The sequence below is a fragment of the Arthrobacter sp. 7Tela_A1 genome, from assembly GCF_049311065.1.
Lineage (GTDB): Bacteria > Actinomycetota > Actinomycetes > Actinomycetales > Micrococcaceae > Arthrobacter_B.
This window is the reverse complement of the sequence record NZ_JAXIOO010000007.1, coordinates 13,989-40,047: the sequence shown is the minus strand read 5'-3', so window position 1 is coordinate 40,047 and position 26,059 is coordinate 13,989. Positions and strand designations below refer to the sequence as shown.

The window sequence follows — 26,059 nt, the reverse complement described above, 5'->3', positions numbered from 1 at the left end:
GGCCCGCCTGCCGGACTGCGTAGGCTGGAGGGATGCAACAGAGCCACAACTCCGCGGAACCTGCGGAAAGCGCCGCCATCGGTTTGGACATTGGCGGAACAAAGACGCACGGCATCAGGCTGCAGGGCGGCGAGGCAGTTGCCGAGGCGGTCAGCGGCAGCGCCAACGTCCAGAATGTTTCCCGCGAACAGGCACGGCATAACCTCGCCGAGATCTTTGCGGCTCTGGGCACGGACGGCGTCAGCCGGGTCATTGCCGGCTCCGGCGGAGTGGACACGCCCGAGGACGCAGCCGCACTGCGCGAGTTGATCCTGGAGCACGTTCCCGCAGCCGAAGTGACGGTGGTTCATGACACCCGGTTGATCCTGGCAGCGGGGGAGGCGCCGGCGGGCATCGGCCTCATTGCCGGAACCGGGTCAGTGGCCTGGGGAATGGACACGGACGGCAGGCAGGCACGTTCCGGGGGATGGGGCTACCTCCTCGGCGATGAGGGCAGCGCCTACTGGATTGGCCGCGAGGCGGTGCGCCACACCCTCCGCCTCCATGATCTCGGCCAGGAACCTGACCGGCTGGCCGCCGAACTCATGCTCGCCGTCGGAGTCAGCGAACCGCAGCAGCTCATCGCCCGGTTCCATGCAGATAACGGACGCCGATACTGGGCCTCCATGGCCCGGGTTGTCTTCGAGGCAGCACAGGAAGGACATGCTCCGAGCCGCAGCATCGTCGCCACCGCTGCCCGGGACCTGGCAGGGCTGGTGGGCGACGTCGCGGCGCAGCTTCAGGTGCGCGGGCCGGTGGTCATCGGCGGCGGGATCGGGGTCCATCAGCCGCTGCTCCAGGAACTGCTCGAAGCAGGTCTTTCCGCCCGCGGGCTGGGCGATATCCGCTTCCTCACCCAGGACCCCGTCTTCGGTGCGCGGTACCTGCTCGAAGGCGGTGCCGCATGAGTGCGAAAAACTTTGATGTGCGGATCGGTGCGTACGCCGTCGTAATCCGGAACGGATCGATCCTGCTGGCGCACTGGAACCAGCACGGGAATTCGGCGTGGACCCTGCCCGGGGGAGGGCTCGAGTTCGGCGAGGACGCACCCACGGCAGCAGTGCGGGAAGTTGCCGAAGAGACCGGGTACTCCGTAGAGCTCGCCGGGCTGCTGGGCGTGGACAGCCACTTTGTTCCCCCGGCCAAGCGGATGCACGGCGAAGGCCGGATGCTGCACGCTCTGCGCATCGTCTACCGTGCGGAAGTCACGGGCGGGTCGCTCGCCAGCGAAACGTCGGGAAGCACAGACCAGGCGGCCTGGTTCCCGCTGGATGAGGTTCCATCCCTGGAGCGCGTGGGTTTGGTGGACGTGGCACTGGAAATGCTTAGTACCGCGCCCGCGGACGGACCCGCGCAGCTTCGCTAGGCGCGTAACGCCGTTTACCGCTGGACTCAGGGGCGCGCAAACACATAGCTTAAGTCCACAGCTTGTCAGCATACTGCCGGTTATCCGGACGTATGTGCAGCTGCTACAACACACGGAGGCTGCCATGTCCATCCCGGATGTCCGAACCCCAGGGGCAGAGACTGCTGAGCCCATGATCCGGTTCCAGGGCGTGACCAAGTCCTATCCGGACGCCGACTCTCCTGCGGTGGACAACCTCTCGCTGGACATCGCGAAGGGTGCCATCACGGTTTTCGTGGGACCCTCAGGCTGCGGCAAGACCACCTCGCTGCGCATGATCAACCGGATGGTGGAACCCACGTCGGGAACCATCCATATTGATGGACGGAACGCCGCGGACAGCCCGTCCTCCGAACTCCGCCGCTCCATGGGCTACGTGATGCAGTCCTCGGGACTGCTGCCGCACCGCACCGTCATCGACAACATCGCCACGGTTCCGCGGCTCAACGGAGTGTCCCGGCGGGAGTCCCGTGCCCGCGCGGCCGAACTGCTCGACGTCGTCGGCCTCTCAGCCGCGATGGGCAAGCGGTACCCTGCCCAGCTCTCCGGAGGCCAGCAGCAGCGTGTGGGCGTGGCCCGGGCACTGGCCGCGGACCCTCCGGTACTGCTCATGGACGAACCCTTCAGCGCCGTGGACCCGGTGGTCCGGGCCGAACTGCAGCAGGAACTCCTGCGGCTCCAGCGGGACCTGGCCAAGACCATCGTCTTCGTCACCCATGACATTGACGAGGCAACCATCCTTGGCGACACAGTGGCCGTTTTCGCCGTCGGCGGGCGGCTCGCCCAGTTCGATACCCCCGAAGGGGTCCTGCGCGCTCCGGTGGACGATTTCGTCGCCGGCTTTGTAGGCAGGGACCGCGGGTTCCGCCACCTGGGGTTCCAAGCAGGAAACGATGTGGCCGTCCATCCCGTCCAGATGCTTGATCCGGTGGAGCTGGCGGATCAGTCCGTGCCCGTCCGTGAGGGCTGGGCCCTGGCCGTCGACGACGGCGGCCGTCCGCTGGGCTGGGTGCCGGCGTCCGGCCGCCCGGCCGTGACGGCACCGGCGGACGTGGTACCGGGAGGTTCGCTGCACCGCCGGGGGGACAGCCTTCGAAGCGCCCTGGACGCCGCGCTGTCCTCACCGTCCGGCATGGGCGTGGTGGTCGACGGCGAAGGGCGGGCGATCGGCGTCGTGCGGGCCGGGGAAATCTTCGACCTGATTGAACAGGCACGGCTGCGGCGCGGCATGGCGCTGCACGGTTCGGCGGTCTGAGCATGGATTGGTTTTTTGCCAACACGGAACTGATTGGACGGCTCACGGCCCTGCACCTTTTCCAAGCTGTCGTCCCGCTGGTGCTGGGTGTGCTCATCGCCGTTCCGCTGGCGCAGGCTGTCCGGCTGCACCGCGGACTCGGCGGCTTCATCCTTGGCTCTTCGGCGATCCTGTACACCATCCCGTCCCTGGCGCTCTTCGTGCTGCTGCCGGTGCTGCTGGGAACCCGGGTGCTGGACATTACCAACGTGGTAGTCGCGTTGACCCTGTACGCAGTGGCCCTGCTGGTGCGCTCCACCGTTGATGCGCTGAACTCGGTGGACGACGACGTGCGGCAGGCAGCAACCGCCATGGGGTACCGCCCGCTGCGGAGGTTTTTCGCCGTCGACCTTCCGTTGGCCGTGCCGGTGCTTTTCGCGGGACTGCGGGTCATCTCCGTCTCCAACATGTCCCTGGTCAGCGTCGGCGCACTGCTGGGCATCGACAGCCTTGGACGGTTGTTCATGGACGGTCTGTACCGGAATTTCCCTACCGAAATCGTCATCGGCATTGCACTGATCCTCCTGCTGGCACTTGTCCTGGACCTGGTCCTGGTCCTTGCCCAGCGTCTGCTGACCCCGTGGACCCGCGCGGCCCGAAACAGTGCACCCCGACTTCCGGTCGCCGCCGTTGAAGCCCGGACGGCGGCGTCCTGATGGATTACTCAAGCGACAACGTGCTCGTCCAGATGTACGAATGGCTCACGGCCCCGGCTAACTGGACCTCCAGCAGCGGCATCCCGACACGGATCCTGGAGCACCTTGGCTACACGGCGCTCGCCGTCGGCATCGCCGTCCTGATTGCCGTGCCCCTCGGGCTCTACATTGGGCACACCGGCCGGGGACGCGTCGTCGTGGTCTCCGGCACCGGCATCCTGCGTGCGCTGCCGACCCTTGGGCTGGTGTTCCTCTTCGTCCTGCTCGCCGGCATTGGCCTCATGCCGCCCATTTGGGCGCTGGTGCTGCTGGCCATTCCTCCGCTGCTGGCCGGTGTCTATGCCGGGATCTCCTCGGTGGACCGCACCGTGGTTGACGCGGCCCGCGCGATGGGCATGAACGAGTTTCAGATCCTCTTCCGGGTCGAACTGCCGAACGGCCTGAAAGTGGTGTTCGGCGGCTTCCGCGGGGCTGTCCTGCAGGTACTGGCCACGGTCTCGGTTGTCGCGTTTATCTCCCTCGGCGGGTTGGGCACCTATCTCATCGAGGGGACCCAGCTGAGGGACAACGGAAGGCTTTTCGGCGGGGCACTGCTCATTGCGCTTCTGGCCCTAGCCGTCGATCTGGTGCTGGCTGCCGTCCAGCGCCTCGTACTCTCCCCGGGCCTGCGCTTCCGCAGCACCCGGAAACCGCTCACCCAACGCCGGCAGGCACAGCCCGCCGGTCTCCAAGGAGGAACATCATCATGAGCACAAACACCCGACTCCGGGCCAAGACCCTGCTGACCGGCGCGGCCGGGCTGGCAGCTGCCCTGGTGCTGGCATCCTGCGGAGCGAACTCGGACCCGCAGAGCCAGGAGCCCAGCACCGCTCCGACCGGAGTGGAGGATTCCGCGACCCTGGTCATCGGATCTGCTGACTTCCCCGAATCCCAGATCATCGCGGAGATCTACGCCGGTGCCCTTCGGGCAGAGGGAATCCAGGCCGAAACAAAGCCGGGCATCGGCTCCCGGGAGATCTACTATCGTGCGCTGGAGGACGGCTCGGTCCAGATCATTCCGGACTACAGCGGCAACCTGCTCCTTTTTGCCGACACCGAAGCGACCGCACAGTCGGCACAGGAAATCATGGATGCACTGCCCGCAGCGCTGGAGGAAGAGTCCCCGGACGTGAACCTCGCCGTGCTTGAGCCGGCCGACGCCGAGAGCAAGGACGCACTGGTGGTGACGCAGGCGACCGCGGAGAAGTATGACCTCACCTCGCTCGAGGACCTGGCCGAGGTCTGCGGCGAGATCACCATCGCAGCACCGACCACCTTCCAGGAGCGGGCCTACGGACTGCCGGGACTGGCCGAGAAGTACAACTGCGTGCCAGGGGGGTTTGAAGCCATCAACGACGGCGGCGGCGAAGCCACCCTGCAGGCCCTGCTGACCGATAAGGTCCAGGCTGCGGATATCTACACCACCACCCCGTCCATCGAGGAGAACAGCCTGGTGGTGCTGGAAGACCCGGAGAACAACTTCATTGCCCAGCAGGTTGTCCCGCTGGTGAACCAGGACGCGGTTAATCAGGAAGCCCAGGACATCTTGAACAACGTCTCCGCCGTCCTGACCACAGAGGACCTCATCAAGCTGAACCAGGCCGTCTCCGGTGACCAGAAGCAGGACCCCAAGGACGCAGCCGAGGCCTGGCTGAAGGAAAAGGGCCTGGCCTAACCTTCCCTCCCTCCTCACCGAGATGGCAGAAACTGCCCGTTTCAAGCGCGAAACGGGCAGTTTCTGCCATCTCGCGGCGTCGTTGAGGAGGCGGGGAAGCTCGTATGGCATTCTGAGTAGATGGTCGAATTCACCCAGTCGCAGAAGCTCCACAACGTCCTCTATGACATTCGTGGACCGCTGCTTGAGCATGCCCAGCGGATGGAAGCCGCAGGCCAGCGCATCCTCAAGCTGAATATCGGCAATCCCGCGCCCTTCGGGTTCGAGGCACCCGAGGCCATCCTCGTGGACATGATCCGGCACCTGCCCACGGCCCAGGGGTACAGCGACTCGCGCGGCATCTTCTCTGCCCGCACGGCTGTGGTGCAGTACTACCAAAGCCAAGGCATCCACAACATCGACGTCGACGACGTGTACCTCGGCAACGGGGTCAGCGAACTGATCACGATGTCCCTCCAGGCCCTCCTGGACAACGGTGACGAGATCCTGGTGCCCACCCCCGACTATCCGCTGTGGACGGCCTCAGTGTCGCTGGCCGGAGGCACAGCTGTGCACTACCTCTGTGACGAGGACAACCACTGGTGGCCGGACGTTGAGGACATGGAAGCCCGGATCACTCCCCGGACCAAGGGCATTGTGCTCATCAATCCCAACAACCCCACCGGCGCCGTGTACCCGGAGTACGTCCTCCGGCAGATCGTGGACCTGGCCCGCAAGCACGGACTGATCATTTTCGCCGACGAGATCTACGAGAAGATCCTCTACGACGGCGCCGTCCATGTGAACGCGGCGTCCATTACGGGCGACGACGTCCTCTGCCTGACCTTCAGCGGACTGTCCAAGGCGTACCGGATCGCGGGCTTCCGCAGCGGCTGGATGACCATCTCCGGCCCCAAGCGGGCGGCCGCCGACTACATCGAGGGCATCAACCTGCTGGCGAACATGCGCCTGTGCGCCAACGTTCCGGCCCAGCATGCGATCCAGACAGCGCTGGGCGGCTACCAGAGCATCAACGACCTGATCCTGCCCGGCGGGCGGCTCAAAGCGCAGCGCGACCTGGCCTTCAAGATGCTGAACGACATTCCCGGCGTCAGCGTCGAGAACGCCGAAGGCGCGCTCTACCTTTTCCCGAAACTGGACCCTGAAGCGTATCCCATCACGTCGGATGAGTCATTCGCCCTGGACCTGCTCAAACAGCAGAAAATCCTGGTTTCGCACGGAACAGCATTCAACTGGATCCGTCCAGACCACTTCCGCATGGTGACGCTGCCGGCCCTGGAAGACATCGAGGATGCGGTGTCGCGGCTGGCAGAATTCCTGAGCACCTACAAACCGTAGGTGCCTGCTTTACTCGGCGGAACCCTCGCGGGCGGCGCGGGCCGCGTCCAGCCGCTGACGCGCGCCTTCAAGCCAGGACTCGCACCGGGTGGCCAGCGCCTCGCCGCGCTCCCACAGCGCGAGGGACTCTTCGAGGCTCGCCCCGCCTGCCTCCAGCCGGGTCACCACGCCGACGAGTTCGTCACGTGCCTGCTCGTAGCTCATGGCCTCGATATCGGCGGGAAGTGCTGCTGGTTCGTTCATGGGTTTCTCCTGGTGGCTCATCGTGGTTCGGGGAATCTCAGGGGTGGTGCGGCCCGGTGGTTACGGCTCCCAGCTCACCGGAGGCCACCCGGATCCGGAGGGCGGACTCCGGCTCCACGGCGGCAGCCTCCCGGACAACGGAACCGTCAGCAAGCTGGACGACGGCGTAGCCGCGGTCCAGCGTTTTCTGCGGTGAGAGGGAGAGGACCTGCGCCCGCAGGTAACTGATCCGGTCGGCGTCGCGCCGTACCTCGGCACGCATCGCGGAGAAGGCCCGGTCGCGGAGCCGTGAAACGTCGTCGGCGCGGGTAGCCAGCATGGTCTGCGGAGCGGAAAGCACCGGCCGGGTGCGGATGTGCATGAGCCGGTCTGCCTCGCGGCTGAGCGTCAGCTCCATGATCCGCCGCAGCTGCGAACGGGCTGTTCCAATCCGGGCGAGTTCCTCGCCGACATCGGGCACGATCCGTTTGGCGGCGTCCGTGGGCGTGGAGGCCCGCAGGTCCGCGACTTCGTCCAGCAGTGGCCGGTCGGCTTCATGGCCGATGGCGCTGACCACCGGAGTCTGCGCCGCGGCAACCGCCCGGACCAGGTCCTCATGGCTGAACGGCAGCAGGTCCTCCAGGGAACCGCCGCCGCGGGCGATGACGATGACGTCCACTTCGGGCATGGCATCGAGCGCGGCGAGGGCACGGCTGACCTCCGCGACGGCGTTCACACCCTGGACTGCCACTTCCCGCACCTCGAATTCAACGGCAGGCCAGCGGAGGGCGGCATTGCGCATGACGTCTTTCATGGCATCTGAGTTTCGGCCGGTGATCAGGCCAATCCGGCCCGGCAGCAGCGGCAGGCGCTTCTTGCGGGAGGCAGCGAAGAGCCCTTCAACCGCCAGGGCTTGCCGCAGCCGTTCGATGCGGGCCAGCAGGTCGCCGAGGCCGACGGGACGGATATCCCGGGTCTGCATGGACAGGCGGCCGGTCTTCATCCAAAAATCCGGTTTGATGTGCGCCACGACGCGGGCGCCCCGTTCGAGGGGGAGCTCCAGCCGGTTCATGACCGTTCCCCACACTGTCAGCGAGAGTGAGACCTCGGCATCGACGTCGCGAAGCGTGATGTAGGAGGCGTTCGCGCGCCGGTTCAGTTCGATGACCTGGCCCTCGACCCACGCGGCGGGGGCCCGGTCGATGTAGGCCTTCAGGTTCTTCGACAGCAGGGCCAGGGGCCACGGGTTCTCCGGCGACGTGAGGGCAGCGGTGGGTGCCAGCGCGGTCCCCGCATCGGCAGCGCCAGGGTCCTGGGGGCCTGTCTCATCCTGCAATTCGAGCTCCTGGTCATCTAGTGGGGAGGTGCCGAGGCGGAACCGTCCCTGGGTTAATGTCTATCAGGTGCCGGGGACACGGCTGGCCGCGGACCCGGCACTCGGGCACCGGCAAGCCTTCTGCCGGTACTTTAGGGAAGGCCGGCAAACGGCTGATGGTGGAAGAAAAGCGGGGAAGAATGCGTAGTTTTGCTTCGGCACTCCTGGTCGTGGCGGCAGTGCTGCTGGCCGGGACAGCAGCATGCGGGGCCTGGCTCGCGCAGCATGTGGTCTCAGGCCCGGGATTCGCTTCCCTGGCCCAGCCCCTGGGAGAGGACCAGGCGTTCCAGGCTGAGCTGTCTGCCGCGGTTGCCGACCAGGCCGGCCAAGCCGCCACGGACGGACTGCCCGAGGCGATCGCGTCCTTCGTGGAGCCCATTGTGGAGCGCATCGTTTCCGGCATCCAGCAGGACCCGGGCTATCCCGGAGCCTGGACCGCGACCCTGGAAAACTCACACGCCGAGACGTTCAACACCGGCGTCCCCACCCTCGACATCGGTCCGCTGCTAAACCTCGCCACCGCGGGTATCGCCGGGGAAATGGGAACGGAAGCGCCCGACGCCGGTCCCCGCCCCATTGTGGTGTCCAACACCGACCGCAGCGCCGAACTGGCCAACCTGACCGGGTTTGCCGAGTCCTGGCCGCTGTTCACTGCCGCTGCTGCTCTGGCCCTGCTGCTCGGCCTGCTGGCGGCCAGGCGCCGGTCGACCACCCTGGCACTGGCCGGTCTCGGCGCACTCGCCGTGGGCGGCGTGCTCTGGCTGGCGGCAGGCGCGCTGCCCGGACTCGTCGAAGGCCGCCTCCCAGCCAACCCCATTGCTTCCACCTTTCTCTCGGCGCTGGCTCCGCGGGCTGCCGAAAACTTCCAGGGCTGGCTCATACCGCTGATGCTGGGTGCCGCGGCGCTCGCCGTCGTCGGACTGATCTTCCGGCTGGTCGCCGGAAGCCGGCGGCAGGTGCGCTGACAGCGGACAGCCCAGCCGCCCGCGAATGGGCAGGGGAGGCACCGGCTAGCATGGAGACATGACCAGCACAGCCGTTTCCGTGCCGATGCCCACCGTGCCACGCCGCCGCCGCAGCCCTGAAGAGGTCGCTGCCGCTGCGCCGGTGTCCGGGGCGCGCCGGGTCCTGCTTGCCGCCCCGCGCGGCTACTGCGCCGGCGTCGACCGTGCGGTGATCGCCGTCGAAAAGGCACTGGAGCACTACGGCCCGCCTGTTTACGTCCGCAAGCAGATCGTGCACAACCTGCACGTCGTCAGCACGCTGGAAGAGCGCGGCGCCATCTTCGTTGACGAGACGGATGAGGTACCGGAAGGCTCGCTGCTGATCTTCTCCGCCCACGGAGTTTCTCCCGCCGTCGTGCAGTCCGCCGAGGACCGCGGCCTGCGCACTATCGACGCCACGTGCCCGCTGGTCACCAAGGTCCACCGCGAAGCCGTGCGCTTTGCCCGGGACGATTTCGACATCCTGCTCATCGGACACGAGGGGCATGAGGAAGTCGAAGGCACCTACGGCGAGGCGCCCGAGCACATGCAGATCGTGAACGGGCCCGAAGACGTGGACAAGATTCAGGTCCGGGATCCGGACAAGCTCATCTGGCTTTCCCAGACCACCCTGTCCGTTGACGAGACCATGACCACGGTGAAGCTGCTGCGGGAGAAGTTCCCGAACCTGCAGGATCCGCCCAGCGACGACATTTGCTACGCCACGTCCAACCGCCAGGCTGCGATCAAGAAGATTGCCCCGGAGGCGGACCTGGTGATTGTGGTTGGTTCGGCCAACTCCTCTAACTCGGTGCGCCTCGTAGAGGTTGCTCTTGAATACGGCGCCAAGGCCTCCTACCGGGTGGACTTCGCCAATGAGGTGGACGAGTCCTGGTTCGAAGGTGTCTCCACCGTTGGCGTGACCTCCGGTGCCTCGGTTCCGGAGAACCTGGTCCAGGATGTGCTGAACCTGCTGGCCCAGTACGGCTACGGCGACGTGGAGGAAGTCGTCACGGCGGAAGAGGACATCATCTTCTCCCTCCCGAAGGAAATCCGCGCCACGCTCAAGGCCATGGGAGATTCCTCCCGCGGCCTGGGCGGCCGCCGCTCCTAGCTTCGCCCGCCTCCTTCCAGATAGCAGAAACTGCACGTATCAGAGCTGAAACGTGCAGTTTCTGCCATTTCGATGCGGCGGAGGCGCCGGAATGGCCCGGTTCGGCTCTGACGGCCTGCCCCGGTAACATTTACTAACGTGGCTCTTACTATTGGCATCGTCGGCCTGCCCAACGTCGGCAAATCAACCCTGTTCAATGCGCTGACCCGCAACAACGTGCTGGCGGCGAACTATCCGTTCGCCACGATCGAGCCGAATGTCGGCGTCGTATCCCTTCCGGATCCGCGCCTGGCAAAGCTCGCCGAGATCTTCGGTTCGGCCCGCATCCTGCCCGCAACCGTGTCCTTCGTGGACATTGCAGGCATTGTGAAGGGCGCGTCCGAGGGCGAAGGCCTGGGCAACCAGTTCCTCGCCAACATCCGCGAAGCCGAGGCCATTGCCCAGGTTATCCGCGTGTTCGATGATCCCGATGTGGTCCACGTGGACGGCAAGGTTGATCCGCGCTCGGACATGGAGACCATTAACACCGAACTGATCCTCGCGGACCTCCAGACCCTGGAGAAGGCCATTCCGCGCGTGGAGAAGGAAGTGAAGATCAAGAAGCGCGACGCCGCGCAGCTGGCTGCCATGCAGGCCGCCCAGGCTGTGCTGGAACGCGGAGATACGATCTTCTCCTCCATCGCCAGCGACAAGCTGGACATGGAGCACCTGCGTGAACTGAGCTTGCTCACTGCCAAGCCCTTCATCTACGTCTTCAATGTTGACGACGCCGTCCTGGGCAACCCGGACCGCCAGGCTGAGCTGCGTGAACTCGTGGCTCCCGCCGATGCCATCTTCCTGGATGCCAAGCTCGAAGCCGACCTGGTGGAGCTGGACGAGGAAGAAGCCCGCGAGATGCTGGAGATGAGCGGCCAGGAAGAGTCCGGCCTGGACAAGCTGGCCCGCGTTGGCTTCCACACCCTGGGCCTGCAGACCTACCTCACTGCCGGTCCCAAGGAAACCCGCGCCTGGACCATCCGCAAGGGCGACACCGCGCCCCAGGCTGCCGGCGTCATCCACACCGACTTCCAGCGCGGCTTCATCAAGGCCGAAGTTGTCTCCTTCGACGACCTGGTCGAAGCCGGTTCCATGGCTGAGGCCAAGGCGCATGGCAAGGTCCGGATTGAAGGCAAGGACTACGTTATGGCCGACGGCGATGTGGTGGAGTTCCGTCACGGAATAACGTCTGCCGCGCAGGGCAAGAAGTAGTTCCGCGGCGCATTCCGTCGCACCTTCCGATTCGATAGGCAACAACTAATGATCAGGGATGCTCATGAGACCAACGAAGCTGTTGGTCCAAACGACTTCGAAGTCGCACGCCTGCGCGCGGCTCTGCCGGAGTACTTCGACAAGGATGGCGGGTTCATGCTCGATCGTCTCCAAGAGGCTCTCCGGTCCGGCGACGTGAGTCTGACGCGGGAGGGTTACGAGCTCAAATTCCTTGGCAAGTCGTATGCTAAATACCTGACCTCGACGAAAGCCGAGACCGTCGTGGTCCCGGACCTGAAACACAACGCCGAGGAAGTGAATACAGATTCTGAGAACCTCTACATTGTCGGAGACAACCTCGACGCACTGAAGCACCTCCTCGGCTCTTATCACGAGAAGGTACAGTGCATTTACATCGACCCGCCGTACAACACAGGGTCTGACGGCTTCGTATACAACGACGACTTTGGATTCACCGCGGCGCAACTGGTCGAAAAAGTCGGTCTTGGGGAGGACGAAGCCCAACGGATTATTGCACTGCGGGGTAAGTCCTCACATTCGGCCTGGCTTACTTTCATGTACCCGCGGCTTGAACTCGCCAAGGACTTATTAGCGGATGAAGGCCTCATCTTCATCAGCATCGACGACAATGAGCAGGCGAACCTCAAAGCACTCTGTGATGAGGTCTTCGGTGAGCAGAACTTCGTGGCCAGCTTCGCTTGGCGGACGGACGGCAACCTAGATAACCAAGCCCTCGTCAAAACCAACCACGAGTACGTGCACATGTACGCGAAGAACGTACAAAGCATGTACATCGCTGGTGTGAAAGATCTTAATCTGCCTGAGCACAGCAAGCTCTTCACAGGGGAGATCCGGAACTCCGTTGTCAAGAACGGCCCCAAGAATCCTGTCTCCGAGATCGTACTTCAACCTGGATTCCCAGCGGGGTTTGACGAAGGTCTCATTCCTGCCAGAAGTGACCAATTTCCAAATTATGATGCGGATCTCGTGATTTCGGGCGGCAGGCTCGTTAATCGGGTGACCGCACGAACGGGATGGGCAAATGGAAGCCTCCTGCGTTCCTTCATCGCTGGCGAATACGCCCCGGTCGTAGACTCCAAGGGACAGAGCACTACATTTGAACTAACGCACACCGGAGCCATCGACAACGTTAAAATTCGGCGTTCTGACCAGCACCACATTCTGACTGTGCTCATGAATCTCGGAACTGTAGAGACAGCCGGCAATGCTCTTGCTGATATGGGAATCGCCTTCCCTTACCCGAAGCCTGTGCCCCTGATAAAATATCTCGTTTCCTTCGCTCCCAAGGACGGAACGATCCTCGACTTCTTTTCAGGTTCTGCCACCACGGCACACGCTGTGTTGCAGTTGAACGCGGAGGACAGCGGTTCACGCCGCCATATTTCGGTCCAATGGCCCGAAAAGATTGCCCCTAACTCGGCAGCAGGTAAGGCCGGCTTCAGTTCCATTGACCAAATGGGACGACAGCGCATCAAGCTCGCCGCTGAGAAAATCCGCAATGAGTCCAAAGCGGACATCGATTATGGTTTCCGTCTGTTCCGTCTTGCAGAGCCGAGTCAAAAGACGTTGGACGAGCTGCAGACGTTCGATCCGAGCATGAACAACGCCCTGTTCAGCGGTGACTTTGTGTCCAAGTTTGCCTTCGATAACACGCCCGGAGACGATGTGGCCCTGACTACATGGCTACTCCAAGACGGGTTTGGTCTGACTTCCGAGGTGCACACCATCCAGCTTAAGGAATACGGACTCCGCGTCTGCAGCGGTTCGGGGTACATCGTCCAGGCAGGCTTGACGACGGAAGATGTTCTCGAACTAGTGTCCAAACTGGAGAAGGACGAACTGGATCTGAGCCGTCTGGTTGTCTTCGGTTACTCTGTAACCTTCTCGGTAATGCATGAGCTGAAAAAGAATTTGGCATCGCTCAAGTCGGGTCGAACCGTTACCGTGCTCGAGAGATTCTGATCGATGCGGATCCGCCTGCAGACTCTCGAGCACCAACAGCGCGCCCTGAAGGCGCTGACCCACGTCTTTGACGGGGTAGATTTCGACACCAGCACGCCTCCAGAGGCAAACATTTCATTCGATCCGGCCGACCCGCAGATTACGCAGAACATCGCTGATATCCAGTCGGGCGTGCTCGACGGCATCGCTGCGATCCCACGTCCGTGGCGGGGACGCAAAGATGATGGCGTGCTCGGCATCGACGCGAAGATGGAAACTGGCACGGGTAAGACACTCGTTTACACGCAACTCATGTACGAACTAAACCGCAAGTACGGGTTCACGAAATTCATCGTTCTGGTGCCGTCCACCCCGATTAAGGAGGGCACCAAGGCTTTCGTCGAGTCCGACTATGCTCGCAAGTACTTTGCTGATCAGTATGGCCGGGGGCTGAATCTCAAATTAGACGTCCTCGACCCCCAGAGACGCTCTAAAGGCCGGAGGATGTTCCCGAGTGCCATCGCGGACTTCGCCCTTCGTTCGCGGTTGGCACAAGGGCGTATTTCCGCGCTCCTCTTGACCGATGGCATGCTGCTGTCAAAGGCGACGATGGCGGCCGACTATGATCAGACAGTGCTCGGTACAGCGAGCGTTCCATATGAAGCTCTCCGGCAAACACGACCCATCGTGCTCATAGATGAGCCCCACCGCTTCCGTCGCGAGAACAAGGCCTACCAAGCGGTCCTAGATGAGATCCAGCCGCTGGCGATCTTCCGCTTCGGTGCGACCTTCCCGAAGCTCGACAGGAACGGCACGACCGATTACAACAATCTCGTGTTCAACCTCGGCCCAGTCGAGGCGTTTAACGAACAATTGGTCAAAGGCGTCGCGATCCAGTATCCGCAGGATTCGACTGACGAGACGACCCGTCTGAGGTTGACCAGCCTGTCCGCAAGGAAACCCAAGAAGGCAACCTTCCTGAACCTGGGCACAGGCAAACCACTGACATTTGATCTCGGCGAATCGCTCAACACCGCGGACAAGGCCTTCAGCGGGATCACCGTCGAATCGATCGGAAAGTCCGAGCATCCCGCCATAAAGTCGGGTGTGACGCTGTCGAACGGTCAGGTGCTCGCGATCGGCGATACCCTCGCTGCCCGGGTCTACTCACACACGTACCAGAGCCTGATGATGCAGCAGGCGATTGAGAACCACTTCGAAGCAGAGTGGGAGAACTTCCGCCGCGCGATCAAGGTGAAGACACTGACGCTGTTCTTCATCGACTCGGTCGCATCGTACCGCGGCGACGGAACCAGTGGGCACCTTCGGCTGCGCTTCGAAGAACTGCTCACCGCGAAGTTGAAGGCCGAGATCGAGAACCGCCAGGGTGATACCTCACCGGCTGCACAGGAGTATGTTGCCTACTTAAAGGCATCGCTCGCAGATGTGCCTGCGACGAATGGTGGCTACTTCGCTGCCGACAACTCGACTGCCGACGAGGCGATCAAGGCCGAGGTTGACGACATCCTTCGCAACAAGGAGTCGCTTCTTTCGTTCAACGACGCGGACGGTGCACCGAACACGCGGCGGTTCCTGTTCTCTAAGTGGACCCTGCGAGAGGGCTGGGACAACCCCAACGTCTTCCAGATCGTGAAGCTGCGCTCCTCCGGATCCGAGATCTCCAAGCTCCAGGAGGTCGGCCGCGGTCTCCGCCTGCCGGTCGATGTCAAGGGCACACGCCTATCCGGTGAGCAGTTCTACCTGACATACCTCATCGATTACACCGAGCAAGAGTTTGCTGACTCGCTGGTGTCCGAGATCAACGCCGACGCGGCCGTCGGCCAAGCCACGGTCAGGCAGATGCTGCCCAAGGTCGCTGCAGAGCTCGGCATCGATGAGACCAAACTCTTCATCGAGCTCCTCACCAAAGGGCTCGTCGATTCGGACAAAAACGTCGTCGCGGGACGCGAGAACGATCTCTACGAGGCCTACCCCGCGTTCAACAAGACCGGACTCAAGCCGGACAAGATTCGCAAAGATGGAGAGTCGACCAAGGTCGGCATTCGTCCAGAGCGGTACAGCGAGCTCAAGGAGCTATGGGAAGCGGTCAACGCTAAGTACTACCTCCGGCTAGAAGACCTGTCGCTGGACGAGATCGACGCGTGTATCGACGCAGTCCTCGATCTGGAGATCTACCGCCCTGTCGTGGGACGGTTCACGCAGGACACGATCGTCAAGGACGCCGAAGCAGGGCTGAAGATTCAATCTGAGACCAAGAGAATCTTCGATGCCACCGAGACGATTCCCTACGGGGAGTGGCTCAAGCTCGCTTTCGCTCAGACGTACCTGCCGATAGACCGGGTCCATGCCGGGCTCGTACGTCGGAACGCGAAGACGGCACTTCCGAGCGACTTCTTCAACAAGGCGACGCTCGGTGAGTTCGTCATGCAGTTCACTGAGTGGATGCAGAAGGAGTTCCTCGAGCGCTTCTCGTACTCGCGGATCGACGGTCTCGTCGGCGGCACTGCGCTTACTGATGCAGATGGGGCGCCTCTCGAGAGCATCATCCAGGGCAACATTGGCGTGCTCCGTGACGAAGGAGAGAAGGTGCCGGATAAGTTCCTCTACGATGCCTTCGTGTACGACTCCCCGAAGGAGCGGGACACGATCCGAGACTCCAAACTCGACGAGGTCGTGGTCTACGGGAAGATCCCACGGAGGTCGATCATGGTTCCGCTCTACTTTGGTGGCACGACAAGCCCTGACTTTATGTACGTGCTCAAGCGCGACGACGGAAGGCTGTCTCTCAACTTCGTCGTCGAAACGAAGGATGTCGAAAAGCACTCCGATATGCGTGAGAGTGAGCAGCTACGGATGCAAGCAGCGAAGCGGTTCTTCGAGTCGATGAGCTCCGAGAAATTCGAGGTGGCATTCAAGCCCCAGGTCAAGCGCGATGACATGGTCACGATGATCAAGCAATTGCTGAAGGCCTGAGGCGTTCGGGTTAAGGCTTGCTGTCCCAGACGCTGCAAAAACATTGACACAGTCATCTGCTTCGATATGGACTTCTATCTGGGGGTCCAACCAGTGGCTAGGCAGGTCAGATAAGGCATCCCACGAACATCTCCTAATGAGACGAGACCTGTTCACCGACAGAACGCCGGTGAACAGGTCTGTCGCAAAAGTTACCCACACAGGATGGGGTTTATGAGACTCCGGCTGCCGAACGGTGACGGTAGTAGGTTGCCCTGGACCAACCGACTGTCCTTGCAGCATCCATGACTCCGAGCCCCTCGACGTCGATGAGGTGCTTCACCGTCCGGAGGGTCAGCGCAACCTTTTCGGCTTCCGGTGCCGGACGGGAATTTGATGCCTCGGCCTTAGCAGCATCGACGCCGGCCTGGACGCGTTCCTGGATGAGTTCGCCTCGTACTCGGCGAAGGTTGCCATGAGGTTGAGCATCAGCCGTCCTTCACGGGTCGAGGGATCGATGCCGTCTGAGAGGGACCGGACCTCGACTCCGCGGTGGACGAGATCGTTTACCGTCGTAATGACCGCCGGAGGATGGACCTCCGGTGCGAGAGCGGGGTTCCGTCAGCGGCCTATGCCGCCGCCGGAGACAAGAACTCACGCAGTTACGAAAGTCGATTTAGTATGGCGAGGAGAGTCCTCTAGCTGTCAAAATCCATAGGGAATTGAACTTGTATCGGTCATCCCCGCCCGAAAGAACTATTTCCTTTTGCCTGCTGCCGTCTACCAATGAGCTTTCGGAAATTAGTGCTGTCCTACCGCTGTTGACCGTTGGTGAGGTGTAAAACCGCTTTCAATTTGGCGCCTCCGAGTTGAAGTTGACCTTCGTGGGGATTTGTTTTTATGAAGTTCTCGAGGTCATGCAGAAGCGTAGGTGTCGATGCCAAGAGTGCATCGAGCGCGTTCTCTACCTGCGTGGGCGCGAGCGCACTAACTGCAGTAGCCAGCTCAGGCGACAAGCCGCCATCTTCTATGCGAGCGTTAGCCAAGAGACGCATTTTCTCGTTGGCGAACCGCTGGGCGATGAGTGCTTCGGTGAAATGGCGCCGGGCTTCGACGCTGGTCATGTCCATTTGGTATGCCTTAAGGGTGTTGCTGACTGAGCTCGTCCCATCGACCGGCATAGCTTGGACAACCGCGGTTGACTCAGAGGACGTGGGTTGTTTGCCTGCCTTACGCAGGGCACGACGTTCCTGCCATCGTCCCCGTTTCACGGTGAAGAAGGGGATGACACGTTCGTTCCAGAGGCGGAGCAGGCGCGGCTGCACCCACGCGGTCGCCTTGACAATACCGAGGAGGATTAGCAGTCCCAATAGTTCCTCGAGCTCATCTTGTTCACGAGTATTCCGGGACGGTTCGACGTATTCGTTGATGAAGACAATTTGCGGCTCAGCGGGCCCCGTGTCGCGTTCCGCATCCGCACCATCGGCTTTGAGTCGGATTTCGACATGTTCTGGTCCCTTGTCCGTGGACTTAGGGGTGTATCCGCGGCTCCATCCTTCGGTCTTCTTAGAGTCAGCTAAGCGCTCGCCCTTTCGCATCCGAACGACAGCATCGACATCGATGTATTCCGATTCCTCAGGCATGACCCCCCTATAAACCAGCCACGGGCGAGGCTCAACACTGAGCCACATGGCGCTAACATTATTCGTTCACCCTAGACCCCCGGAAAGCGTTCGCATCATTTCCAAACGCCACCCACTAGTGAGGTTGCCCCGCTGTCTGGAGCTCTTGGGACTTCTGAGACGGTAGGTTTGGGCGGGTGGAGACTTTCAAGCGGACGCCGCTGCAGCTATTCAACCTGCCTCAGTACTTCGTGATCCCTCTGTTCCAGCGCCCCTACGTCTGGAAGGAGGCCGAGCAGTGGGAGCCGATGTGGAAGGACATCCGTCGCATTGCGGAGATTCGGATCGCTGAGCCGCACCTAAATCCCACGCACTTTCTTGGAGCCGTTGTGATCCAATCACATGAGGCGCAGAGCAAACGACTGATGACCTGGAATGTGATTGACGGGCAGCAGCGGCTGACCACCCTGCAAGTCTTGGCTGCTGTGACAGGCTCTCTGCTCTCACAGGCTGACCACCCGAAGCTCGCCAGCCAACTCGAAGACTTGACCCACAACTCCGAGAAGTACGTGATTGACGGTGCTAGCCCTCTCAAACTTCGACACCTGAATAAGGACAAGGAGGCCTTCGTCGAGGTTTTGACCGCAAAGCCGCCCATTTACTACGAAGAGCTTGCACACGAGGACTCCCAGATCGTTGCGGCCCACCGCTACTTCTCGACCGTCGTGGAGCGATGGCTGGGGGCTCCGGGCACCGCGGAGTACACGACTAAAGCGAACGAACTCACCAACGTCCTCCTGGACGGACTGCAACTCGTCTCAATCGAACTGGACGCGGCAGAGAATTCACAAGAGATCTTCGAGACTCTCAACGCGCGCGGGACCCCTTTGACGGCAGCCGATTTGGTGCGAAATCTTGTATTTCCAACGCCTCGAGGCTGAGGGTGGTGACACATCTAGGGCCTACCGCGAGGACTGGCCCTTCGAGACCAAGTTTTGGATGCGAGAAGTGAGCGTCGGCCGAAACCTGGTCAGCCGAAGTTCCCTCTTTCTCAATCAGTGGTTGGTGTCTAGGACCGGCGAAGAAGTCAGCCCACAGGCAACCTTCAACCGTTTCAAATCATGGGTCGAACTGGAGTCGGGCACGAAGATGGCAGACCTGCTGCCGGTGATCAAGCATCAAGCCCAGCAATATCAGTCGTGGACTGAGGCCGCCGCGCAACCCAGTGGGTCACTCGACGCTGCTGGGATGGCCTTTTACCGAATGCGTGCCAGTGGTGTTGAGGTCCTGAAGCCACTGCTTGTTTGGTTGTATGAACCTGGCAGGAACCTCCCCGTGGAGGCCATTAATCAAATCGTCCAAGCCGCCGAGAGTTGGTTGTACCGTCGTCAGATGCTCCGCCTAGCCGGGAGCGATTTAGGCCGCATCATCGCCGATATCATCGCGGCCAACACAGACGCACCCACCGATGAAATAGGTGATCGAGTGATCGGTCATCTGGCTCGGCTGAATGTGACGAGCACCTACTGGCCAGGAGATGAGGAGGTCCGGCAGACCCTAACCACGGAGGCAGCCTACTCACGCTACCCACGAGGGCGGTTACGCATGTTCCTTGAAGCCATTGAGGATCACTATCGCGCCGAAACTCGCCAGCCACAGGTTGAGCGGAAGAATTACCCTATTGAGCATCTCCTGCCGAGGAAATGGTCTGACACCTGGCCTGTGGAGACACCGGAGGCAGCAGAGGAACGCCAGGCAAGGGTGCACCGTTTGGGGAACCTGACCCTTCTGACGAAGTCCCTGAACTCGAAGATTTCGAATGGGCCGTGGCCAGCCAAGCGCGCCGCCCTCCTCCGGCACAACACGATCACACTCACCGGTCGGGTCGTCGGGAAGACCGAGCACCACGCCTGGGACGAGGAGGGCATTGACGACCGAACCTCTGAACTGGTCAATGCCGTCCTCGAAATATGGCCTGTCCCCAAAGGCCATCACGGTAAGGTCGTAGATCCTCAGACGAAGGCGTCCGACTGGGTCGAGCTTAAACACTTGATCGAAGCTGGGCTCCTCAAAGGAGGAGACTCATTGGTGGCGACTCACCGAGACTTCAAGGGCAAACAAGCCGTACTAATGCCTGACGGAGCCATTGATTTGGACGGCAAGCGGTACACGTCGCCGTCCGCCGCTGCGAAGGCGCTCCGGAAGAAGGCGACGAACGGCTGGTATTTCTGGGCTGTGGGCGACGGAAGACGACTCCGCGACGTCCGGACCCAATTCCAGAGCGCCGTCCCGGCAGACCAGCCGCAATTGTTCCCCACTGAGTAGCGGTAGTCGGGGCATTGGATTGAGCGACACCCGCAGACGTTATTCTGTGACGGCATGTGGTGTTGTTTAGGTTTAACGTCTAGGTTTTAGGCGATTGCTTGAGAAAGGCCCGGGATGCTGCTTGCATCCCGGGCCTTTTTGCGTGTGGAGTGGCTGCCCTAGCCGGGGTCGAACGTGCTGTTAGTGGCCGACAGTGAACCTCTGGCGAGGATGCGCGTGGTTCTCGATCTCGTCGACGAAGGCAAGCGCGAAGTCGGCACCTGAGATCTCCGAGGAGCCGTCGTCTTTGGCCACCAGGACGTCGCCGCCTGTCCGGTAGGAACCGGTGGCCTCGCCGGGAGCGAAGACACCAAAGAGAGCTGCGGGGCTGACATAGAACCAGTCGAGGTCCTCTGGTGCCTGCCTCAGCGCCTCGAGTACTTCGGCGTGCGCCAGGGCTTCGGGTTTCCAGTCATCGAGGAAGTTCGGTGTGTCGACCAGCCTCGGACCGCCTTCCGCGACCAGTGAGGAGCCGGCACCGCCAACGAAGGCAAGGCGTGCACCGTTAGTGCGTGCGGCTTCGATCAGCGCCGGCACATACGTAGTGAGCGGAGCACCGTCGACGTCGGCTCCGTGCACTGCCACAACGAGGACATCGGCGTCGGCGGCTGCCGCGGCGGGCACTTCCGGGGAGGCCAGCGACACCGTGCGGTATTCGACTCCGTGCAGCGGCTGTTCCGGTGCATTGCGGGAGTAGGAGATCACTTCGTGCCCGCGGGAAGCTGCCTCGCGGGCAATGTGTCCGCCCGCGTAGCCGGTTCCGCCGAAGATAACTACTCGTGCCATGTGCGTTCTCTCCTTGCAGTCGGGACCGGCAATTCCCCGGCGAAGATGGAACCCGCCGCCGAGTCCACCTATTCCCGCCCGAAAGCTCGTCATCGGGTGGGAATCAGGAGGAACAACCGGTGGCTTCCGCGCAGGGGCAGAGTTATCCTGTTGCCGGTGGCGCTGCCACCGAATGCGCTTCCACGTGAAGACCACGTGAATCATCGCGGAGAGGCCTGGCTTCCCAGGACACGTCCCGATGGAGTGCGGCGCACTAATGCGCCAGCTTCATTGCGCCGATGCCGAGGCATCGGCTGACGAGAGGACGCGAAATGTCATCGAAAGACGAGAAAAACCTGGCCCAGGTGGTGGATAAGATCGCGGGCATGCATGAGCCGCAGCGCGGACTAATGCAGCAGGTCCATGACGTCATCATGGACGCGGCGCCGGGGCTCAAACCGCGCATCTGGTACGGCATGCCCGCGTATGCCACATCCGCGGGTTCCCCGGCGCTGCTGACCCTGCGCAACGATGAACGCCTGAACCTGGCAGTCACGGAGAAGGCACGGTTCCGGCCAGCCGGCGGGTCGGACGGCACTCTCATGCCTGCCGCCTGGTACTTCGAAACCATCGACGCCGAGACGGAGAAGCGCATCGCTGAGATCGTCCGCTCAGTTCTCGACTAGGACGGGTAACGCCCTCCGCCGGCGTCGTTACGGAACGAAACGCCGTCGGCGGCGGGCTGCCCCTCCTCCCACGAATGAGTGGCCTTCGCGCCGCGACTGGGCCGGTTGATTGCCTAAACGGATTGCACGCGGGAGCCGACCGCCGGAGAATCACCCTATGGGCGCTCTGACCTTCAGCTACAACGTGACCTTGGATGGCTGCGTGGACCACCAGGAGGGGATCGCCGACGACGAGACCCACACGCATTACACCCGCCTGCTGGATGAGAGCGGTGCCATGCTCTGGGGCCGCACCACGTACGAGTTGATGGAGAGTTACTGGCCGCTCGTTGCCCGCGGCGAGGTCGAGGCGCCTGCGGCGATCCGCGATTGGGCGCTCACGCTGGAGGACAAACCCAAGTACGTAGTGTCCGCAACGCGCAGCGATTTCCCGTGGAACAACAGCCACCGCCTCGAAGGCGACCTGCGCACCGCGGTGCAGGAGCTCAAGGACCAGACGCCCGACGGCGTGCTCCTCGGCAGCGGCAAGCTCGCGTCAGCGCTGGACCGGCTGGACCTCATCGACGAGTACAGGTTCCTGGTCCACCCGATGATCACCGGGCATGGCCCCACCCTCTACGGAGGTCTGCTCGACGGCGCTCGCCGCCTGGAGCTGATTTCAGCCGAGCCAATGAGCAACGGTGCGCTCTCCGTGCACTACCGCCGGGCAGGCTGAGCTGCGGCAGTTATTTGACGCGTGCCGCGGCGCCCGGCAAGGATCAGGGGATGGGGAAACACTTGGCGCGGGCACTATGAGCATCTACTCGTTCCATCTTGCCGCTCTGTCGCCGCTCGCTGCCGCGGGTGCTCTGCTGCGGCCGCTCAAAGCCCCCCGCCTGGTTCACGCCGAAGTGTTCGCAGGCATGGAGCTGGGAGCGCCGATAGTTTCACCGCGCAGGATGCAGCTGAAGCGCACGGCCGTGTTCGCGCACTGGGAAGACGAACGGTCGCTGACGGACTTCCTCACCGGGCATCCGTTTGGCAGGAAACTGGACCAGGGCTGGCACGTCCGGATGCAGTTCCTGCGCCGCTGGGGGAAAGTCAGCGAGTTCTCCGGGCTGCCGGAATCCGCAGAATCAGCCAACCCCCACGAGCCGGTAGTGGCCGTGACCCTGGCCCGCCTGCGCCTGCCGGAACTGCCCCGCTTCATCCACTGGGGTCGTCCCGTGGAAACCCAGATCCGGGACCACCCCGAAGCGAGCCTGGCCATGGCAGGTATCCGTCTGCCACGGACAGTTTCAACCTTCTCCATCTGGACCAGCACCCGGGCCATGACCGGCATGGTTTCCGGGAGGGATGCCGGGGAAGCGGCACGACGCCATACCGAAGCGATGACCGAGCGCGAACGCCGGGACTTCCACCACGAATTCACCACGCTGCGCTTTCGGCCGCTCTCCGAACATGGATCCTGGCAAGACCGGAGCGATTACATCCCATGGCCTGTCCCCAGCCACTGACACCGAAGCCCTCACCGGACTTAATACATAAAACAGCAGGCCGGACCCGCAGTGGGTCCGGCCTGCTGCTGGGTAACGACTGCGGGACTACACCGGCGTACGGACGTCAGCCTCACTGCGAGAACGCAGGTAGGTGGCAATCGCCAGCCGGTTGACTGCCGACCGGCTCACGATACCGATGGGACGGGAATCGTCCCCGTTGACAACCGGCACCTTCTTGAGCCGTGCGTCCGACAGTGCAGCCACAGCGTCACTGACCGATGCGCCGGCGTCGAGAGTGACGACGTCGTGCGTTGCGAGCCGCATGATGTTCAGGTTCGCGAGATCGGACATTGCCTGTTCCAGATCGTCCGCAGCGCCGATCGCGTAGGAGTAGATCGACGTCGAGGACGGATGGGTCGCGGAGAGGTAGCGCAGCACATCGCCGTCGGACAGGAAACCTGCCAGCGTGCCGTCCGCATTGAGGACCGGTGCACCCGAGATGCCGCGCTCGGCGAAGGTCTGCAGGGCATCAAGCACGCTCGCGTCGGAGGACAGAGCGTAGACGTCGGACTTCATGATCGACTGGACGGTGTCTGCCGGAGCCTGTTCGTTCTCCGCGGTGCGGCGCGAGCGCACCGAACGGTAGGCCAGGAACGCGAGGAGAATACCGAGGAGCGACGTGGCAACCACCAGGGCGACGGAGCCGTGGAAACCGGCCAGCAGGGAATCACCTTCACTGCTCCCGGACTCGATGTTGGACGCAATGACGGCGCCGTAGATTCCGGTAGCCAGCGAGGTGCCCACGCAGCCGGCGATCTGGAAGCTGGTTGAAACCACCGTGACGCCGTGCGGGCTGGTCTCGCGGTCCAGATTGGCCAGCGCAAACGTCTGGGACGGCCCGACGACGAATGCCGTTGCCAGCACTGCCGGGACGTAGAGCAGTCCGAAGATCCAGACCGAGCCCTGTCCGGCAGCGACCCCGACGAGCGTCACGAAGATTGCCATGACAAGGAATCCGAGGGGAATCGACCAGCGGCCGCCGTGGCGGTCGAAGAGGCGGCCGGCGATCGGCCCCATCCCCACGGTCAGCAGGATGCCCGGTGCTAGGGTCAGCGAAGCACCCAGCGGCGGCATCTCGAGAGCACCCTGCAGGAACAGGGGGATGACCACGTTCATGGCGAAGACAAAGACCAGGCCGAGCATGGTCATCAGCACACCGAACACAAAAGGTGCGCTGGAGAACGGGCGCAGGTCGAGCAGCGGATTCTCGATGCGGCGCTGGCGGAGAATGAACAGCCACATGGCGAGCAGGCCAACGACGCCGGCAACACCTGCGTAGAGGGCAGATCCCTCGAATGCGCCAGAGACGCCGTAGAGGATGCCGACGAGGCCGACAGCAACGAGGATGAAGGACAGGATGTCCAGAACCGGCCGGCCCAGCTCGGTGACGTTCCGCAGGACAATCGCACCGGCGAGCAGCACCGCGAGGGTGAGGCCTCCGAAGACCCACATCAATGTGGTCCAGGGGGCGACGGTCAGAATGGCGCCGGAGAGAACGATCGCCAGCGACGGGCCGAGCGTGGTCATGGCAGCCATGATGCCCATGTTGAGGCCAAGCTTCTCGCGCGGGGACACCGCCAGCGTGATGTTCATGCCGATGGGGGTGAGCAGGCCGGTCCCGATGGCCTGCAGCAGACGTGCGATCAGCAGGACTTCGAAACTGGGGGCCAGGGCGCCCACCACAGAACCCAGGACCATGATCGCGACGACGGCGACGAACAGCGGCCGGGTGGGGAACCGGTGGTACAGGACGTTGGCTACAGGAACGAACACAGCGGCGACGAGCAGGTAGCCGGTGGTTAGCCACTGAACGGTGCTGACCTCGACGCCGAAGTCCTGCATGATCGGCGTGAAGGCTACGTTGAGGAACGTCTCGTTGAAGGTGGCGAGGAACGCAGCGGCCGCAGCGACCGCGATCATCCCGCCTGCACGATCCTTGACATTCGGACGGGAAATTGAAGAGGGCGCCATAGAGTCTCCTGACAGTCGGCGGTGTGGAGGCGATCGACCGTGCCGTGTCAGAAGGTACTTTTTGAAGTGCCCCGCGTGTCGTGTCATCGATGCCGTGGTGGCCTGAGGCCGCATCAATTCTAGCAGGCCACGCGCCTGGGCCCCGTGCTCAACCAGCTAACCGCGGCTCCACAGCAGGTACGCCTCGGCCAACTGTTCCGGCACGCCGGGTGCTGCTCCGCGGATGGGGGAGACCTGCGGTCGGGTGATGGTCGCCACGGCGACGATCACGTCCAGCGCGGTGAGGGATTCCCGGACGGCACCGCGGACCTTGAGCTCGGCAAGTACCACGTTCAGGGCCTCCACAGCGGGCTGCTGGACCTGTGCAAGGGGAGTGGCTTCCAGGGTTTGGGCAGCCCCGGCCTGCAGGGCGAGCCCGTCCGTGAGTGCCCCCAGCTCCATCGCCGTCAGGCTGGACAGCAGGTCCTCCCACGCTGCGTCGGGATCAGCATCCAACGCGACCCTTGCCCCGTCCACAGCCTGGATGATCTGCTCCACCGTGTCCTGGACCACCGCCCGGACAAGGTCGTCGCGGGACGGGAAATTCCGGTACAGGGTGGCGATGCCGACGCCGCTGGCCGCGGCTACCGCTTCCAGCGCGACGTCGCCGCCCCGCTGGGCAAAAACGTGCTTGGCGTGCGTGATGATGTTCTGCCTCCGGCGTGCAGCGTCAGCCCTCATCCGAACTCCTTAGATTTGACCTTCAGTCTAAACCGGAGGAATATCATCC

Annotated in this window: 24 protein-coding genes; 17 read left to right on the top strand and 7 right to left on the bottom strand. The window is 62.7% G+C overall.

The window, feature by feature from the left end; all coding sequences use genetic code 11:
* The first annotated feature begins 32 nt into the window (after positions 1-32).
* The 7 genes from TVB01_RS04660 to TVB01_RS04630 all read left to right on the top strand — a co-directional run bounded on the left by TVB01_RS04660 (position 33) and on the right by TVB01_RS04630 (position 6,446).
* Positions 33-947 carry an N-acetylglucosamine kinase gene (locus TVB01_RS04660; protein ID WP_422454511.1) on the top strand — a complete coding sequence of 305 codons (915 nt, stop codon included), beginning with the start codon at positions 33-35 and terminating at the stop codon, positions 945-947.
* Positions 944-1,405 (top strand): NUDIX hydrolase, encoded by a 462-nt coding sequence (locus TVB01_RS04655; RefSeq protein WP_422454509.1) that lies wholly within the window; start codon positions 944-946, stop codon positions 1,403-1,405. The genes TVB01_RS04660 and TVB01_RS04655 overlap by 4 nt, the downstream gene beginning before the upstream one ends.
* Positions 1,406-1,529: 124 nt before the next feature.
* The gene (locus TVB01_RS04650) at positions 1,530-2,699 is read left to right on the top strand and encodes an ABC transporter ATP-binding protein (protein WP_422454507.1); all 1,170 of its coding nucleotides are present in this window, start codon (positions 1,530-1,532) and stop codon (positions 2,697-2,699) included.
* Positions 2,700-2,701: 2 nt separating this feature from the next.
* Positions 2,702-3,394, top strand: a complete 693-nt coding sequence (locus TVB01_RS04645) for an ABC transporter permease (protein ID WP_422454505.1) — start codon at positions 2,702-2,704, stop codon at positions 3,392-3,394.
* Positions 3,394-4,143, top strand: a complete 750-nt coding sequence (locus TVB01_RS04640) for an ABC transporter permease (RefSeq protein ID WP_422454504.1) — start codon at positions 3,394-3,396, stop codon at positions 4,141-4,143. The genes TVB01_RS04645 and TVB01_RS04640 overlap by 1 nt, the downstream gene beginning before the upstream one ends.
* Positions 4,140-5,108 (top strand): ABC transporter substrate-binding protein, encoded by a 969-nt coding sequence (locus tag TVB01_RS04635; RefSeq protein WP_422454502.1) that lies wholly within the window; start codon positions 4,140-4,142, stop codon positions 5,106-5,108. The genes TVB01_RS04640 and TVB01_RS04635 overlap by 4 nt, the downstream gene beginning before the upstream one ends.
* Positions 5,109-5,228: 120 nt before the next feature.
* Positions 5,229-6,446, top strand: a complete 1,218-nt coding sequence (locus TVB01_RS04630; protein WP_227894386.1) for a pyridoxal phosphate-dependent aminotransferase — start codon at positions 5,229-5,231, stop codon at positions 6,444-6,446.
* 9 nt (positions 6,447-6,455) lie between these two features.
* On the opposite strand, the gene TVB01_RS04625 is transcribed toward TVB01_RS04630, so the two are convergent.
* Together TVB01_RS04625 and xseA are read right to left on the bottom strand one after the other, a co-directional pair.
* Positions 6,456-6,689 (bottom strand): exodeoxyribonuclease VII small subunit, encoded by a 234-nt coding sequence (locus TVB01_RS04625; RefSeq protein WP_422454499.1) that lies wholly within the window; start codon positions 6,687-6,689, stop codon positions 6,456-6,458.
* Positions 6,690-6,726: 37 nt separating this feature from the next.
* Positions 6,727-8,004, bottom strand: coding sequence for an exodeoxyribonuclease VII large subunit (xseA, locus tag TVB01_RS04620; RefSeq protein WP_422454497.1), 1,278 nt, complete (start codon positions 8,002-8,004; stop codon positions 6,727-6,729).
* 179 nt (positions 8,005-8,183) lie between these two features.
* Here xseA and TVB01_RS04615 point away from each other — a divergent pair, with 179 nt between their 5' ends.
* From TVB01_RS04615 to TVB01_RS04595, 5 genes are all read left to right on the top strand, one after another.
* On the top strand, positions 8,184-9,008 hold the full coding sequence (locus TVB01_RS04615) for a hypothetical protein (protein WP_422454495.1): 825 nt from the start codon (positions 8,184-8,186) through the stop codon (positions 9,006-9,008).
* Positions 9,009-9,066: 58 nt separating this feature from the next.
* Positions 9,067-10,140: a 4-hydroxy-3-methylbut-2-enyl diphosphate reductase gene (locus TVB01_RS04610; RefSeq protein WP_422454493.1), complete on the top strand. Its 1,074-nt coding sequence runs from the start codon at positions 9,067-9,069 to the stop codon at positions 10,138-10,140.
* Between the two features lie 138 nt (positions 10,141-10,278).
* Positions 10,279-11,388 (top strand): redox-regulated ATPase YchF, encoded by a 1,110-nt coding sequence (ychF, locus tag TVB01_RS04605; RefSeq protein ID WP_422454491.1) that lies wholly within the window; start codon positions 10,279-10,281, stop codon positions 11,386-11,388.
* Positions 11,389-11,436: 48 nt separating this feature from the next.
* Positions 11,437-13,392: a DNA methyltransferase gene (locus TVB01_RS04600; RefSeq protein ID WP_422454489.1), complete on the top strand. Its 1,956-nt coding sequence runs from the start codon at positions 11,437-11,439 to the stop codon at positions 13,390-13,392.
* Between the two features lie 3 nt (positions 13,393-13,395).
* Positions 13,396-16,365, top strand: a complete 2,970-nt coding sequence (locus tag TVB01_RS04595; RefSeq protein ID WP_422454487.1) for a type III restriction-modification system endonuclease — start codon at positions 13,396-13,398, stop codon at positions 16,363-16,365.
* Between the two features lie 333 nt (positions 16,366-16,698).
* Here TVB01_RS04595 and TVB01_RS04590 read toward each other — a convergent pair whose 3' ends face one another.
* Together TVB01_RS04590 and TVB01_RS04585 are read right to left on the bottom strand one after the other, a co-directional pair.
* Positions 16,699-16,923 carry a recombinase family protein gene (locus TVB01_RS04590; RefSeq protein WP_422454626.1) on the bottom strand — a complete coding sequence of 75 codons (225 nt, stop codon included), beginning with the start codon at positions 16,921-16,923 and terminating at the stop codon, positions 16,699-16,701.
* Positions 16,924-17,156: 233 nt separating this feature from the next.
* On the bottom strand, positions 17,157-17,987 hold the full coding sequence (locus TVB01_RS04585) for a hypothetical protein (RefSeq protein WP_422454486.1): 831 nt from the start codon (positions 17,985-17,987) through the stop codon (positions 17,157-17,159).
* A 176-nt stretch (positions 17,988-18,163) separates the two neighbouring features.
* Here TVB01_RS04585 and TVB01_RS04580 point away from each other — a divergent pair, with 176 nt between their 5' ends.
* Both TVB01_RS04580 and TVB01_RS04575 read left to right on the top strand, forming a co-directional pair.
* Complete coding sequence (locus tag TVB01_RS04580; protein ID WP_422454484.1) at positions 18,164-18,907, top strand: DUF262 domain-containing protein; 744 nt, start codon at positions 18,164-18,166, stop codon at positions 18,905-18,907.
* A gap of 67 nt (positions 18,908-18,974) precedes the next feature.
* Positions 18,975-20,291, top strand: coding sequence for a GmrSD restriction endonuclease domain-containing protein (locus tag TVB01_RS04575; RefSeq protein WP_422454482.1), 1,317 nt, complete (start codon positions 18,975-18,977; stop codon positions 20,289-20,291).
* Positions 20,292-20,471: 180 nt separating this feature from the next.
* On the opposite strand, the gene TVB01_RS04570 is transcribed toward TVB01_RS04575, so the two are convergent.
* Entirely contained in the window at positions 20,472-21,116 is a 645-nt protein-coding gene (locus tag TVB01_RS04570) for an NAD(P)-dependent oxidoreductase (RefSeq protein WP_422454480.1), read from the bottom strand.
* 311 nt (positions 21,117-21,427) lie between these two features.
* Between TVB01_RS04570 and TVB01_RS04565 the strand changes: the two genes are divergently transcribed.
* The 3 genes from TVB01_RS04565 to TVB01_RS04555 all read left to right on the top strand — a co-directional run bounded on the left by TVB01_RS04565 (position 21,428) and on the right by TVB01_RS04555 (position 23,277).
* Complete coding sequence (locus tag TVB01_RS04565) at positions 21,428-21,781, top strand: DUF1801 domain-containing protein (protein WP_422454478.1); 354 nt, start codon at positions 21,428-21,430, stop codon at positions 21,779-21,781.
* Positions 21,782-21,938: 157 nt separating this feature from the next.
* The gene (locus TVB01_RS04560) at positions 21,939-22,496 is read left to right on the top strand and encodes a dihydrofolate reductase family protein (RefSeq protein ID WP_422454477.1); all 558 of its coding nucleotides are present in this window, start codon (positions 21,939-21,941) and stop codon (positions 22,494-22,496) included.
* 76 nt (positions 22,497-22,572) lie between these two features.
* On the top strand, positions 22,573-23,277 hold the full coding sequence (locus TVB01_RS04555) for a hypothetical protein (protein ID WP_422454476.1): 705 nt from the start codon (positions 22,573-22,575) through the stop codon (positions 23,275-23,277).
* Between the two features lie 87 nt (positions 23,278-23,364).
* On the opposite strand, the gene TVB01_RS04550 is transcribed toward TVB01_RS04555, so the two are convergent.
* Together TVB01_RS04550 and TVB01_RS04545 are read right to left on the bottom strand one after the other, a co-directional pair.
* Positions 23,365-25,290, bottom strand: a complete 1,926-nt coding sequence (locus TVB01_RS04550) for an MFS transporter (RefSeq protein ID WP_422454474.1) — start codon at positions 25,288-25,290, stop codon at positions 23,365-23,367.
* A gap of 156 nt (positions 25,291-25,446) precedes the next feature.
* Entirely contained in the window at positions 25,447-26,010 is a 564-nt protein-coding gene (locus tag TVB01_RS04545; RefSeq protein ID WP_422454473.1) for a TetR/AcrR family transcriptional regulator, read from the bottom strand.
* Between the last annotated feature and the right edge of the window lie 49 nt (positions 26,011-26,059).